The 13890-nt window shown below is 68.1% G+C and carries 10 protein-coding genes; 8 read left to right on the top strand and 2 right to left on the bottom strand.

What is annotated here, in order from left to right:
* Nucleotides 1-273: 273 nt before the first annotated feature.
* The 4 genes from QZ749_RS14755 (at nucleotide 274) to QZ749_RS14770 (ending at nucleotide 4014) form a co-directional block, all read left to right on the top strand.
* Nucleotides 274-1167: a GntR family transcriptional regulator gene (locus tag QZ749_RS14755; RefSeq protein WP_296948341.1), complete on the top strand. Its 894-nt coding sequence runs from the start codon at nucleotides 274-276 to the stop codon at nucleotides 1165-1167.
* A 310-nt stretch (nucleotides 1168-1477) separates the two neighbouring features.
* A complete protein-coding gene (locus tag QZ749_RS14760; RefSeq protein ID WP_296948344.1) occupies nucleotides 1478-2362 on the top strand; it encodes an outer envelope protein in 885 nt (294 codons plus the stop codon).
* 32 nt (nucleotides 2363-2394) lie between these two features.
* Entirely contained in the window at nucleotides 2395-3474 is a 1080-nt protein-coding gene (locus QZ749_RS14765) for a BMP family ABC transporter substrate-binding protein (protein WP_296948347.1), read from the top strand.
* Between the two features lie 57 nt (nucleotides 3475-3531).
* Nucleotides 3532-4014 (top strand): nucleoside deaminase, encoded by a 483-nt coding sequence (locus QZ749_RS14770; protein ID WP_296948349.1) that lies wholly within the window; start codon nucleotides 3532-3534, stop codon nucleotides 4012-4014.
* Between the two features lie 131 nt (nucleotides 4015-4145).
* Here QZ749_RS14770 and QZ749_RS14775 read toward each other — a convergent pair whose 3' ends face one another.
* Both QZ749_RS14775 and QZ749_RS14780 read right to left on the bottom strand, forming a co-directional pair.
* The gene (locus QZ749_RS14775; RefSeq protein WP_296948352.1) at nucleotides 4146-4616 is read right to left on the bottom strand and encodes a DUF1854 domain-containing protein; all 471 of its coding nucleotides are present in this window, start codon (nucleotides 4614-4616) and stop codon (nucleotides 4146-4148) included.
* 3 nt (nucleotides 4617-4619) lie between these two features.
* Nucleotides 4620-6899 (bottom strand): ABC transporter ATP-binding protein, encoded by a 2280-nt coding sequence (locus QZ749_RS14780; protein ID WP_296948354.1) that lies wholly within the window; start codon nucleotides 6897-6899, stop codon nucleotides 4620-4622.
* A gap of 331 nt (nucleotides 6900-7230) precedes the next feature.
* Here QZ749_RS14780 and cphA (QZ749_RS14785) point away from each other — a divergent pair, with 331 nt between their 5' ends.
* The 4 genes from cphA (QZ749_RS14785) to QZ749_RS14800 all read left to right on the top strand — a co-directional run bounded on the left by cphA (QZ749_RS14785) (nucleotide 7231) and on the right by QZ749_RS14800 (nucleotide 13455).
* The gene (gene cphA, locus QZ749_RS14785; RefSeq protein ID WP_296948357.1) at nucleotides 7231-9411 is read left to right on the top strand and encodes a cyanophycin synthetase; all 2181 of its coding nucleotides are present in this window, start codon (nucleotides 7231-7233) and stop codon (nucleotides 9409-9411) included.
* Nucleotides 9412-9475: 64 nt separating this feature from the next.
* On the top strand, nucleotides 9476-12046 hold the full coding sequence (gene cphA, locus QZ749_RS14790; RefSeq protein WP_296948360.1) for a cyanophycin synthetase: 2571 nt from the start codon (nucleotides 9476-9478) through the stop codon (nucleotides 12044-12046).
* 270 nt (nucleotides 12047-12316) lie between these two features.
* The gene (locus tag QZ749_RS14795) at nucleotides 12317-12688 is read left to right on the top strand and encodes a hypothetical protein (protein ID WP_296948363.1); all 372 of its coding nucleotides are present in this window, start codon (nucleotides 12317-12319) and stop codon (nucleotides 12686-12688) included.
* A gap of 137 nt (nucleotides 12689-12825) precedes the next feature.
* On the top strand, nucleotides 12826-13455 hold the full coding sequence (locus QZ749_RS14800) for a PEP-CTERM sorting domain-containing protein (RefSeq protein ID WP_296948366.1): 630 nt from the start codon (nucleotides 12826-12828) through the stop codon (nucleotides 13453-13455).
* Nucleotides 13456-13890: the final 435 nt, after the last annotated feature.

The following is a 13890-nucleotide window of genomic DNA, read 5'->3' on the forward strand; positions in this document are numbered from 1 at the left end:
ATGCTCCATCGTCGGTTGCGTGGAAACGGTGTCGTTTCCTTGACAGCACTGCAAGTACCATGCCACGCGGCCGCCCTCCTGCCGCGCCGCCACGGACGCACGCGGATGCACGACTTGTATACAAACTGCACCATCGCGATGCGACAATTTCACCAGCATCGCGCACACACGGGTGCGCGGGCGTGGCGTGCCCGCCGGTTCGCCCGCGCACGATTCCTGCTTTATCCGGGAAAAGAACCGGCGGCGACCCCGCCCACGCACAATGGAGAAAGCATGAGCAAGCACACGACTGCGCCGAGCCCACGAGGCCTGCGCAAGCCGGCTGGCGCCACCGCACCGGCGGGCGCGCGCGCGACCACGACGACGAGGACGCGCAAGGACACGAACGCGCCGGCGGGCGCGCAGACAAGCACGAGCGCGAACAACGGTGCGCAGACGGAAGCGCAGGTCCAGGCGAACGCGGACCCTGCACTGGCCCCGGCGCCCGCCGGCGCGCGCGGCGCCGCCGTCGACCTGCGCATCCACCGCGCCGTGGTGAACGCCGTGATGAGCCACCGCCTGCCGCCCGGCACGCGCCTGGCGGAAGCCGATTTCTGCGAGCTGTACCAGGTCAGCCGCACCACGGTGCGCAAGGCGCTGCAGCGGCTCGCGCACGACCACATCATCGAACTGCGCCCGAACCGCGGCGCCGTCGTCGCCTCGCCCACGCCCAAGGAAGCGCGCGACATCTTCGCCGCGCGCCGCGCGCTGGAGCGCGAGATCGTGCCGCTGGTGGTGCGCAACGCCACCCCGGCGTCGCTGCGCGCGATCCGCGCCGCGCTCGACGCCGAGGAAGCGGCGCGCCGCGCCGGCGACCGCGCCGCCTGGATCCGCCGCGGCGGCGAATTCCACCTGCTGCTGGCCGAGCTGGCGGGCAACGCCGTGCTGCAGCGCTTCCTGGGCGAACTGGTGTCGCGCTGCTCGCTGATCATCGCGCTGTACGAGAAGCCGGGCGCGCCGATGTGCGGCAGCGACCACCACGGCGACCTGCTGGCGCTGATCGAGCGGGGCGAGGCCGACCGGGCCGTGCACCTGATCGAGCACCACCTGCTGGAGATCGAGGCGCGCCTGCACCTGGGCGAGCCGGAGCGCAAGGTCCGGCTGGCGGACGCGCTCGCCGGTTGCTGACGGCACGGGCGCATCGGATTGGATACAAATTGGGGCAGGGATCGCACCATCATCTCGCCCGGACCGTCGTCGTCGCGCGCCGCCGCGGTGCACGCTGCGCGCGCGCCGCGTGCCGTCTTCCGGCCGGGTGCCCGGTCCGCCAGAGTGAAACGGGCGCATCCGCGATCCGCCGGCGGGCACTGGCCCGGTATTTGCTAAGAAGACATTCAAAGATTGCATGCAATCGGATCGACGATTGGATGCAATCCCGCAGCCGCGCTTTGTTCCTGTTCCTATTCCTATTCCTATTCCAACCTGAAAGAAGGACCGCATGAAGCCCCACCGCCCCGCCCCCGCCACACCCACACGCCTGGCCACGCCTCTCGCCGTCCTCGCGATCGCCCTGCTCGCCGCCGGCGGTGCCCGCGCCGCCGACTGGAGCGACACCGCGCTCAGCTACCGCTACGGCACCAAGTTCGCCGAACCGTTCATCGACGACGACATCGCCAAGCACGTCGTCAACTTCAGCCACGTCAGCGGCTACAAGTACGGCAAGAACTTCCTCAGCGTGGACTTCCTGCTGTCCGACGAACACGATCCGTCCGCGGTCGGCGCCGACAGCGGCGCGCACGAAGCCTATGCGGTGTACCGCCATACCTTCGACCTGGGCAAGATCATGGACAGGAACCTGGCCTTCGGCCCGGTGCGCAGCGTGGGCTTCACCGCCGGTTTCGACGTCAACAGCAAGACCGACGCCGGCTACAACTCGAAGAAGCGCATGCTGGTCGTCGGCCCGACGCTGAGCTTCGACGTCCCGGGCTTCCTCGACGTCGGCCTGTACGCGCTACGCGAGAGCAATGCGCCCTTCAACGGCTTCACCCAGACCTCCACGCGCCGCTACACCTACGACAACCACGCGATGCTGTCGGCGGCCTGGGCGATCCCGTTCAGCGCCGGCATCCCGCTGTCCTTCGAGGGCTACGCCAACTATATCGGCACCAAGGGCAGGAACGAGTTCGGCGGGCCGACCGCGGTCGAGATCAACGTCGACATGCAGGTCATGTACGACATGAGCGCGGCGGTCGGCGCGCCCAAGAACACCTTCAAGGTCGGCGTCGAATACCAGTACTGGAAGAACAAGTTCGGCAACCCGTCCGACACCGTGCCCGGCGCCACCGCGAGGACGCCGATGGTCCGCGCCGAATACCACTTCTGATCCCTCCACGCCAACCTGAAAGAGGAATACCCATGAATCGTCGCAAGCTGTTCTCCCTGGCCGCCCTGGCCGCCTCGTTCGCCCTGGCCGGCATGCCGGTCCGCGCCGCCGACCCGCTGAAGGTCGCCTTCGTCTACGTCGGCCCGGTCGGCGACGCCGGCTGGACCTATGCCCACGAGCAGGGCCGCCTGGAGATGGAAAAGAACCTGGCGGGCCAGGTCAAGTCGGTCTACGTCGAGAACGTCCCCGAGGGCGCCGACGCCGAGCGCGTGATCCGCAAGCTCGCCGCCGACGGCAACAAGCTGATCTTCACCACCTCGTTCGGCTTCATGAACGGCACCGAGAAGGTGGCAAGGGCCTTCCCCAACACCGTGTTCCTGCACGCGACCGGCTTCAAGACGGCGAAGAACATGGGCGTGTACGAGACCCGCCAGTACGAGGGCTCCTACCTGCAGGGCATCATCGCCGGCAAGATGAGCAAGACCAACACGATCGGCTTCGTCGGCTCCTTCCCGGTGCCGGAAGTGATCCGCAACATCGACGCCTTCACGCTCGGCGCGCAGAGCGTGAATCCGAAGATCAAGACCAAGGTCATCTGGGTCAACAGCTGGTACGACCCGGCGCGCGAACGCCAGGCCGCCGAGACGCTGATCGCCCAGGGCGCCGACGTGCTGAGCCAGAACACGGATTCGCCCGCCACGCTGCAGGTGGCCGAGCAGAAGGGGAAATACGCCTTCGGCTGGGATTCCGACATGGCGCGCTTCGCCGCCAAGGCCCACCTGACCGCCAGCACCAACCACTGGGGCGGCTTCTACACCGACACCGCCAAGGCGGTCATGGCCGGCACCTGGAAGACCGGCGAGACGCGCGGCGGCCTGAAGGAAGGCATGGTGCAGATGTCGCCGCTGAACAAGGCGATCCCGACCGACGTGGCGAAGCTCTTCGAGGAAAAGAAGGCGGCGCTGGTCGCCGGCAAGCTCAAGCCCTTCCAGGGGCCGATCAAGGACCAGTCGGGCACGGTGCGCGTGGCCGCCGGCGCCGACATGCCGGAGAAGGAACTGCATGCGCTGAACTACTACGTGCAGGGCGTCGAGGGCACGATTCCGAAGTAAGCACGTCGCCCCGGCGCAGGCCGGGGCCCGATTTCCAGGCACACGACAAGGACCGCCATGCCCGCACCGACACCCCGCGACCACGACTTCCTGACCCGCGTCTTCGCCCTCGCCCAGCGCTCGCGCGACGAGGGCCACCATCCTTTCGCCGCCATCGTGGTCGGCGCCGACGGCGCCATCATCGCCGAAGCCATGAACGCCTCCAGCGCCGACCGCACGGCCCACGCCGAGATGAACGCGCTGCGCCAGGCGTCCAGCCGGCACGGCCCGGCGGAACTCGCCGGCGCGACGCTGTACACGAATGCCGAACCGTGCGCGATGTGCGCCGGCGGCACCTACTGGAGCGGCGTCGGTCGCGTGGTGTACGGGATGTCGGAAACCAGCCTGCTGGCGCTGACCGGCAGCGACCCGGAAAACCCGACCCTGTCCCTGCCCTGCCGCCAGGTGTTCGCGGCCGGGCAGCGGCCGACCGAGGTGATCGGGCCGCTGCGCGAGGACGAGGCCAGGGTGGCGCATGCGGGGTTCTGGCGGCAGTCGTGATGCCGGGTGGCGCACGGTGGGCACGGGGTGCCCACCCCACGCAGGGGTCGGCGCCCCGTGTCGATGTCCAAGGGCTCCGACCCCGGTGTTGAACGGCGCCGCAGGGTGGGCGCGCACCGCGCCCCGCCAGGTTACAGGAACCGGTCGAGGATCTTGCGGCTGCCCTTGTCGATCCCGAACATGTCGCGGATCAGGAAGTGGATGCCGTGGCTGTCCGCGATCAGCAGCGAATAGGCGCCCAGCCGGCGGATGTCTTCCTCGCCCTTGAGGACGAACTCGGTGTCGCCGCGGTCCGTCCTGACGGTCCAGGTGCACGGCGTGGCGAAACTGGAGACGCCCTTGATCGACAGGATCTCGGGCATGAATTCGCGGCCGTCGAGTTCCTCGGTCACCAGCGCGCGCACGTCGGCCGGCAGCGCCGCGAGGTCGTCGATCCAGGCCACTTCCTTGCCGCCTTCGCGCACCAGCGAGATGCCGCGCGTGGGCGCCTGGACCGGGAAGGAGCGCACCGGCGCCACGCCGACGAATTCCTCGCCCTCGGCATTGGTCAGCACCAGCTTGCCGAACGGGTCGCGGCGCAGTCGAAAAGTCACATCGTTCATCGTTCAGTCTTCCTTGCCGTCCGGGTCCTGGTCCACATTGCGCGCCTGCGCCTCGTACAGGCGGTGGTAGGCGCCCTGTTTTTGCATCAGCGCGTCGTGGCTGCCTTCCTCGACCACCACGCCGCGGTCCAGCACCACCAGGCGGTCGGCCCGGTGCAGCGTGGACAGCCGGTGCGCGATCGCGATCGTCGTGCGGCCCTGCACCAGGTTGTCGAGCGCCTTCTGGATCTCCTTCTCGGTCTCGGAGTCGACCGAGGACGTGGCTTCGTCGAGGATCAGGATCGGCGGGTCGATCAGCAGCGCGCGCGCGATCGAGATGCGCTGGCGCTCGCCGCCCGACAGGCCCTGGCCGCGCTCGCCGACCATCGAATCGTAGCCCTGCGGCAGGCGCAGGATGAATTCGTGGGCGTGCGCGGCGCGGGCGGCGGCGATGATGTCCTCGCGCGTCGCATCCGGCTTGCCATAGGCGATGTTCTCGGCGATGGTGCCGAAGAACAGGAACGGTTCCTGCAGCACCAGGCCGATGTGGCGGCGGTAGTCGGCCACGGCGAACGCGCGGATGTCGCGGCCGTCCAGCAGGATGGCGCCCTCGGCCACGTCGTAGAAGCGGCAGATCAGGTTGACCAGCGTGCTCTTGCCCGAGCCGGAATGGCCGACCAGGCCGACCATCTCGCCGGCCTTGATGTCGAGCGAGATGCCGCGGTTGACGGCGCGGTTGCCGTAGCGGAAACCGACTTCGCGCAGCGTGATGTTGCCGGCGACCTTGTCGACCTTGACCGGGTTGACCGGGTCCGGCACGCTCGACACGTGGTCGAGGATGTCGAAGATGCGCTTGGCGGCCGAGGCCGACTTCTGCGTCACCGACACGATGCGGCTCATGGAATCCAAACGCACGTAGAAGCGGCCGCTGTAGGCGATGAACGAGGCCAAGGTGCCGACCGTGATCTCGCCCTTGCTGATCTGCCAGATGCCGAAGCACCAGATCACCAGCAGGCCCAGTTCGGTCAGGAACGAGACCGTGGGCGAGAACAGCGACCACACCTTGTTCAGCTTGTCGTTGACGGCCAGGTTGTGCTTGTTCGCCTCGCGAAACCTTGCGGCTTCGCGCTTTTCCTGGGCGAAGGCCTTGACCACGCGGATGCCCGGGATCGTGTCGGCCAGCACGTTGGTGACCTCGCCCCAGACGCGGTCGATCTTTTCGAAGCCGGTGCGCAGCTTGTCGCGCACGATGTGGATCAGCCAGGCGATGATCGGCAGCGGCACCAGGGTCACGAGGGCCAGCTTGGCGTTGATGCTGAACAGGATGATGCCCGTCATGATGATCATCAGCACGTCGGACAGGAAGTCCAGCAGGTGCAGCGACAGGAACACGCAGATGCGGTCCGAGCCGCTGCCGATGCGGCTCATCAGGTCACCGGTACGCTTGCCGCCGAAGAATTCCAGCGACAGGCGCAACAGGTGCTCGTAGGTTTCCGAGCGCATGTCGGCGCCCATGCGCTCGGACACGAGCGCCAGGATGTAGGTGCGGCCCCAGCCCAGCACCCAGGCCAGCACCGCCGAGCCGAGCAGTCCGCCCATGTACAGGAAGACGAGCGAGGTATCGATCTGCTTGCCGTTCTGATAAGGAATCAGGACATTGTCCATCAGCGGCATCGTCAGGTAAGGCGGAATCAGGTGCGCGGCCGTGCTCGCCAGCAGCAGCAGGAAGCCGAGCAGCAGCTGGCCCTGGTAGGGCCGGGCGAAGCGCCACAGCCGGAACAGCGTCCAGGTCGACGGCGGCGTGTGCAGCACCTTGGTGCAGATCGGGCAATCCTCCTGGTCCGGATCGAGCGGCGCTTTGCAGCTGGGGCAGGTATGCTGTTCGGGAGGCTGCACGGCGACGCCGGTGAGGTGGCTTTCCAGCTGGTCGCGGAACTGGTCGACGACGCGGATCGCCTGCAGGTTCTGGCCCAGGGTGAAGCGCCAGGCCCCGAGCAGGCCCTGCCCGTCCACCAGTTCGAGGTGGCCGACGCCGGCGTGGTCGTGATGCCGCAGGGAAAGGCCGGCGCGGTAGGGCCAGTCGCGCCAGGCCGTCTCGCCCGGGGCGCGGGCCAGCAGGCGACGGTCGGTGACGACCAGCAAGCCCTTCGTGAAACGTAATTTCGAATCGAGGTCAACCTCGACGCTGGTTAGAACGTTTTCCCCTGGCGCAAGCTTTTTCTCGACGTCCGCCTGCCAGTGCTCAGGCAGGAAACTGGCGGCTACCGCCAGCGGCGCAGAGGGAACGAGTTGTTGATTTGTCATGGTGATGCCGCCGTGAAGGCGAAGGTTCCATCCTGTAGGTATGTGGAATCGGAATGCGGAGGCAGAGCTTGTACGTTGGAACGCTGTGTCATGCGCCTCGGTTGACAGGGCGCCCCGCCGAACGGCGCCGCGATCGTCGCGGCGCGTCATGCGGCAGGGGCGGAACTGGCAGGAACCGGCAGGCGCACCGGCCTTCGTTTCGACAAGTATACAACATGTGCATTGCGGAAAATACTTACAGATCGAGAGAGATCGAACGATTTATCATGCGATGCGCACAATTAGGCAATGCTGTGTGGCGAGAGAGCGGTCGCCACGTGGCCGGACATTTATGACGAACAAGAAAGACATCGACATCCTTCGTGTAACCCACCTGCGTGGACCGAACATCTGGACGTACCGCCCCGTCATCGAAGCATGGCTCGACATCGGCGAACTCGAGGAATGTCCTTCGAACACCCTCCCCGGCCTGTACGAGCGCCTGACCGGCTGGCTGCCCGGCCTGGTCGAGCACCGTTGCGGCGTCGGCGAGCGCGGCGGCTTCCTGGAGCGCCTGCGCGACGGCACCTGGTCCGGCCACATCCTCGAACACATCGTGCTGGAGCTGCAGAACCTGGCCGGCATGAAGACCGGCTTCGGCAAGACGCGCTCCACGGCCGACTGCGGCATTTATAAAATGGCGTTCCGCACCCGCGACGGCATCGTCGGCCGCGCCGCGCTGAACGCCGGCCATGCGCTGCTGATGGCCGCCATCAACGATACCCCGTTCGACCTAGACGCCGCCGTGTTCACGCTGACCGAACTGGTCGACCGCTACTGCCTGGGGCCGTCCACCGCGAACATCGTCGACGCCGCCACCGACCGCCGCATCCCCTCGATCCGCCTGACCGACGGCAACCTGGTCCAGCTGGGCCACGGCGCCGCCCAGCGCCGCATCTGGACCGCCGAGACCGACCGCACCAGCGCCATCGCCGAAAGCATCGCCAGCGACAAGGACCTCACCAAGACGCTGCTCGCGTCCTGCGGCGTGCCGGTGCCGGAAGGCAGCGTCGTGCGCAGCGCCGAGGCGGCCTGGGAAGAAGCCCAGGACATCGGCCTGCCGGTCGCGATCAAGCCGGTCGACGCCAACCACGGCCGCGGGGTGTCGCTGAACCTGCTCACCGAGGCCGACGTGCACGCCGCCTACGCCATCGCGTCGGAAGAAGGCGAATCGCGCGCCGTGCTGGTCGAGCGTTTCATTTCCGGCAACGAGCACCGCCTGCTGGTCGTCGGCCAGAAGGTGGTGGCGGCCGCGCGCGGCGAATCGGTATGGGTGACCGGCGACGGCAGCTCGACCATCGTCGCGCTGTGCGACCGCCAGATCAACGTCGACCCGCGCCGCGGCGAGGCCGAGGAATTCCCGCTCTCGCCCGTGCTGCCGGCCGAAAGCGACGAGATCAAGCTGCAACTCAAGCGCCAGGGCCTGGCGCCGGACTCGGTGCCGCCGGCCGGCCAGAAGGTGCTGATCCAGGTGAACGGCAACGTCGCCGACGACGTGACCGACCTGGTGCACCCGGAGGTGGCCTACATGGCGGCGCTGGCCGCGCGCGTGGTCGGCCTGGACATCGCCGGCATCGACCTGGTCGCCGAGGACATCGGGCGTCCGCTGCACGAGCAACGCGGCGCCATCATCGAAGTCAACGCCAGCCCGGGCCTGCTGGCCCACATCAAGCCCGCCTCGGGCGAGCCGCGCAACGTCGGCCGCGACATCGTCGAACACCTGTTCGCCGAAGGCGAAAGCGGCCGCATCCCGCTGATCGGCATCACCGGCTCCGTGGACGCCGCGCTGGCCGCGCGCCTGGTCGGCACCGTGCTGAACCACGCGGGCAAGCACGTCGGCGTGGCCAACCGCGAGGGCCTGTTCCTCGACGGCCGCCAGGTCGACGCGCGCGACGCCACCCGCTTCGACGCCGGCCAGCGCCTGCTGATCAACCGCACCGTGCAGGCCGCCGTGTTCGAATCGAACCCGCGCACCATCCTCACCGAGGGCCTGCCCTACGACCGCTGCCAGGTCGGCATCGTCACCGAGATGGGCGACGCGGCCAGCGTGCACGACCTCTACGTGCGCGACGACGAGGCGCTGTACAACGTCGTGCGCAGCCAGGTGGACGTGGTGCTGTCCGACGGCGCCTCCGTCCTGAACGCGGACGACGAGCGCACCGTGGAACTGGCCGAGCTGTCCGACGGCGCCGTGCTCTTGTATGCGCTGCACGAAGCCAACGCGGCGCTGCAGGCGCACCGGGCCGAAGGCGGCCGCGTGGCCTTCGTGCGCGATGGGCACGTCGTGCTGGCCGAGGGCGCGCACGAGACCGGCCTGCTGGGCCTGGACAAGCTGAAGCCGGCCGTGGCCGCGCAGCCGGGCGCCGTGCTGGCCGCGGCGTGCGCGAGCTGGGCGCTGGACGTGTCGCCCGACCTGATCTGCGCCGGCCTGCGGACGTTCGACCCGGCGGCGAAGCAGAAGTCTACACACTGAACATGATGCGAACGCGCCGTCCGCCACGCGGCCCGGCGCGAGACCAGTAAAGGATCATAGGTTTATGGAAGTAACACGCGTACGGGCCCTGCGCGGCCCCAACCTCTGGAGCCACCACACCTCGGTGGAGGCGATCGTGTCGTGCCCGCCGGAAGAAGAGTCGATCCGCGCCCTGGCCGGTTTCGAGACGCGCCTGCGCGCCCTGTTCCCGCAGATCTGGCCGCTGCAGCCGACCGGCCACGACGACACCATCCCGCTGGCCCAGGTGCTGGAAGTGGCCGCGCTGGCCCTGCAGGCGCAGGCCGGCTGCCCCGTCACCTTCAGCCGTTCCACCGCCACCGTCGAACGCGGCATCTACCAGGTCGTCGTCGAATACTCCGAGGAAGACGTGGGCCGCCTGGCCCTGCAGCTCGCCGAGCAGCTGTGCGTCGCCGCGCGCGACGACCAGCCCTTCGACCTCGACGGCGCGCTGGCCCAACTGCGCGAACTGGACGAGGACGTGCGCCTCGGCCCCTCCACCGGCGCGATCGTGCAGGCCGCCGTCGCGCGCGGCATCCCGTTCCGCCGCCTGACCGAAGGCAGCATGGTGCAGTTCGGCTGGGGCAGCCGCCAGCGCCGCATCCAGGCCGCCGAGATCGACGCCACCGGCGCCATCGCGGAAAGCATCGCCCAGGACAAGGAACTGACCAAGAAGCTGCTCGACGCCGCCGGCGTGCCGGTGCCGCTGGGCCGCTCGGTCGTCGATCCGGACGACGCCTGGGCCGCCGCGCTGGAAGTCGGCCTGCCGGTCGTGATCAAGCCGAAGGACGGCAACCAGGGCAAGGGCGTGACCGTCAACGTCACCACCCGCGAGCAGCTCGACGCCGGCTTCGCCGCCGCCTCCGAGTTCCGCGCGGAGATCATGGTCGAGAAATACCTGCCCGGCCACGACTACCGCCTGCTCGTGATCGGCAACAAGCTGGTCGCCGCCGCGCGCCGCGATCCGCCGCACGTGGTCGGCGACGGCACGCACAGCGTGCGCGAACTGGTCGAGGAAGTGAACAAGGACCCGCGCCGCGGCAGCGGCCACGGCACCGCGCTGACCAAGATCCGCTTCGACGACATCGCGCTCGCCAGCCTGGCCAAGCAGGGCCTGGACGCCGAATCCGTCCCCGAGAAGGGCCGCCGCGTCACCCTGCGCAACAACGCCAACCTGTCGACCGGCGGCGCGGCCACCGACGTCACCGACGACGTCCACCCGGACGTGGCGGCGCGCGCCATCGCGGCCGCGCACATGGTCGGACTGGACATCTGCGGCGTCGACCTGGTGTGCGACAGCGTGCTGAAACCCATCGAGGAACAGGGCGGCGGCATCGTCGAGGTGAACGCCGCGCCGGGCCTGCGCATGCACATCTCGCCGTCGTTCGGCAAGGGCCGCGCGGTCGGCGAAGCGATCATGGACACCCTGTACGGCCCCGGCGACGACGGCCGCATTCCGGTGGTGGCGGTCACCGGCACCAACGGCAAGACCACCACCGTGCGCCTGATCGCGCACCTGCTGGCCAGTGCCGGCCTGCGCACCGGCATGACCAACACCGACGGCGTGTACATCCAGGGCCGCCGCATCGACAGCGGCGACTGCAGCGGCCCGCGCAGCGCGCGCAACGTGCTGATGCACCCGGATGTCGACGCCGCCGTGTTCGAGACGGCGCGCGGCGGCATGCTGCGCGAAGGCCTGGCGTTCGACCGCTGCCAGGTGGCGGTGGTGACCAACATCGGCGCCGGCGACCACCTGGGCCTGAACTACATCACCACGCTGGAAGACCTGGCGGTGCTGAAACGCGTGATCGTGCAGAACGTCGCGCCCGGCGGCATGGCCGTGCTGAACGCGGCCGACCCGATCGTGGCCGGCATGGCCGAGAACACCCGCGGCGACGTCACCTACTTCGCCCAGGACGGCTCGCTGCCGCTGATGCAGAAGCACCGTGCGTCGGGCCGGCGCATCGTCCACGTCGACAACGGCCACCTGGTCGCCGTGCAGGACAAGACCGAGGAACGGATCCCGCTGGCCGAGGTGCCCATCACCCGCGGCGGCGTGGTCGGCTTCCAGGTGGAGAACACGATGGCGGCCGTGGCCGCCGCCTGGGCCGCCGGCATCTCCTGGGATGCGATCCGCCTGGGCCTGAAGACCTTCGTCGGCGAGAGCGACAATGCGCCGGGCCGCTTCAACGTGTTCGACTATCGCGGCGCCACCGTGATCGCCGACTACGGCCACAACCCGGACGCGATCCAGGCCCTGGTCAACGCCGTCGAATCGATGCCGGCCAAGCGCCGCTCGGTGGTGATTTCCGGCGCCGGCGACCGCCGCGACGAGGACATCCGTGACCAGACCCGCATCCTCGGCAAGGCTTTCGACGACGTGCTGCTGTACGAGGACCAGTGCCAGCGCGGCCGCTCCGAAGGCGAAGTCGTGGCGCTGCTGCGCCAGGGCCTGGCGGACGCGACCCGCACCAGCCACGTCGCCGAGATCAAGGGCGAGTTCGTCGCCATCGACACGGCGCTGGGTCGCCTGCAGCCGGGCGACCTGTCGCTGATCCTGATCGACCAGGTCGACGAGGCGCTGGCCCACATCGCCAAGCGCGTGGCCGAAGGCTGATCCGGCTCCTCGCTCCGGCCGCGACGGGCGCCTGCGGGCGCCCGTTGTCATTGGGCGACGCACGCCATGCCGGCGCCTGCACCGCTGTTCGATTCCGCGCAGAATATGGCTGGGATTCCGGCGGAAAATGGGCCGATGCGCGCCCGGCGTGGCGCGCGCTACGTTAGCCAGCGAACGTGCCCGGACCGGCATCTGGCATACCATGGGCAATCGCGCTCGTGCGCCGGCAAGCGGCAGGGCAGCGAAGCCATCAGACAAGGCGGTGCGAACATGACCATTGACAAGGACAAGCAGCCCACTTCCGACCAGCAGGCGCCGGCGCCGGAGATGCCGTTCCGCCGCCTGCTCTATCGCTTCCTGTTCTTCGACTGGCTGTTCCGCGACGTCAGCGCCGCCCGCGACCGCATCGAGCGCCACGCCGCCCACCAGCACAACCGCAAGATGAGCCGCTACCTGCCCGTCTACCTGCGGCGCTGGTCCTTCCTGACCGCCTTCGACTTCATGCTGGGCGTGCTGTTCGAAAAGGTGCTGCAGGCCGGCCTGCTGTCGGCCTGGTTCTTCACCTGGTCCTGTGTGACCCTCACGGGCATGGTCGTGATCACGGTGGCATGGGTGATCCTGAACCATGCGCGGCTGTCATGAAGCCGGCATGATCGCTACCCGATGCGGGCAATAGTGTGGTTTTTACGCGCAAGGATGATCGCGTTATAGAAAGAAACAATTTATTCCCGGCATAATTTCCTGCTACCATATATGGTAATAATTGCAGGAAATTCACCATGAAACCGACTTCCAAGCTTGCCGCCACCCTGCTCGCCTGTGCAACATTGTTCGCCGGTGCCAGCGCCAATGCAGCGGTCATGACCTTCGACAGCCTGTCGGGCCAGTATGGCGGCACCCACGGTCTGGGACCGAACATGGTCCGTACCGATACTTCCCTGTCCTATACCGAGAACGGTTTCGTGCTGACGCTGTACGGGCCGAAAGCCCTGGCGGCCACCGAGTTGCACATCGGCGACGCGGGCGAAAGCGAAACCTATAACTGGCACGACGGCAAGGAAAACGGCGACGGCGCCTATGTCGTGCTGACGGCCGCCGACGGCGGCCTGTTCAACCTGTTCGACCTGAACTACAGCACCAATGGCATCCTGACGCTGACCGCGGCCGGCTGGGGCTCGGTCGACCTGACCGGAGAAGGCGCGCTGCCGAAGGACATCCTGGGCGTGGCCTCGGTCGTATTTACCAGCAGCCACGCCTATAACCTGCTGGACGACATCTACGCGACCTATACCTCGCGCGACCCGCAGAATCCTCCGGGCACACCAGTGCCGGAACCGGCGTCGCTGGCGCTGGTCGGGCTGGGCATGGCGGGCGTGGCGGCCGCGCGGCGCCGGAAGGCGCGACGCTGAGCGCCGGGATACTCCTGATGAGCCCGCTTCATGCGGGCTTTTTCTTTGGCGCCGAAGCCGCCATGCCGGATGTCCAGGTTGCCAGGCCCGGCAACCCGGCTGTCCCGTGACCGGTCGAACGCGGTAAAATGGCGTCCCTGGCAAGACCCTCTGTCCTTGCCTTCTCGACTCGACCACATGAACGTTCCACGCGAAATCAATGCCGACGCGGCCAAGCGCCTCGCGACCGAAAAGCACACGCCCATGATGCATCGGGGTGTTCGTCTATAAGCGAGGACGATAAGTAGCGAAAGCGACGCCTGGAGCTACGCCGGTCGGGTCCGGCACTTGGCGGTTGCAAGCACGGATGTCGCTTTCGCTAAACGTCTACCAGATTCGCGACAAAGTGCCGTCACGTCAGTGGCGCCGTCCCTACCAGAAGCCAAAGCCGGTCCG

The sequence above is a fragment of the uncultured Massilia sp. genome (assembly GCF_913773735.1).
Taxonomy (GTDB): Bacteria; Pseudomonadota; Gammaproteobacteria; order Burkholderiales; family Burkholderiaceae_D; genus Telluria.

Bases quoted from the DNA above. Each gene is read 5' to 3' on its own strand.
- QZ749_RS14795 (WP_296948363.1), top strand. From the start codon at position 12,317: ATGACCATTGACAAGGACAAGCAGCCCACTTCCGACCAGCAGGCGCCG.
- QZ749_RS14755 (WP_296948341.1), top strand. From the start codon at position 274: ATGAGCAAGCACACGACTGCGCCGAGCCCACGAGGCCTGCGCAAGCCG.
- cphA (WP_296948357.1), top strand. From the start codon at position 7,231: ATGACGAACAAGAAAGACATCGACATCCTTCGTGTAACCCACCTGCGT.
- QZ749_RS14765 (WP_296948347.1), top strand. From the start codon at position 2,395: ATGAATCGTCGCAAGCTGTTCTCCCTGGCCGCCCTGGCCGCCTCGTTC.
- QZ749_RS14800 (WP_296948366.1), top strand. From the start codon at position 12,826: ATGAAACCGACTTCCAAGCTTGCCGCCACCCTGCTCGCCTGTGCAACA.
- QZ749_RS14770 (WP_296948349.1), top strand. From the start codon at position 3,532: ATGCCCGCACCGACACCCCGCGACCACGACTTCCTGACCCGCGTCTTC.
- QZ749_RS14760 (WP_296948344.1), top strand. From the start codon at position 1,478: ATGAAGCCCCACCGCCCCGCCCCCGCCACACCCACACGCCTGGCCACG.
- cphA (WP_296948360.1), top strand. From the start codon at position 9,476: ATGGAAGTAACACGCGTACGGGCCCTGCGCGGCCCCAACCTCTGGAGC.
- QZ749_RS14780 (WP_296948354.1), bottom strand. From the start codon at position 6,899: ATGACAAATCAACAACTCGTTCCCTCTGCGCCGCTGGCGGTAGCCGCC.
- QZ749_RS14775 (WP_296948352.1), bottom strand. From the start codon at position 4,616: ATGAACGATGTGACTTTTCGACTGCGCCGCGACCCGTTCGGCAAGCTG.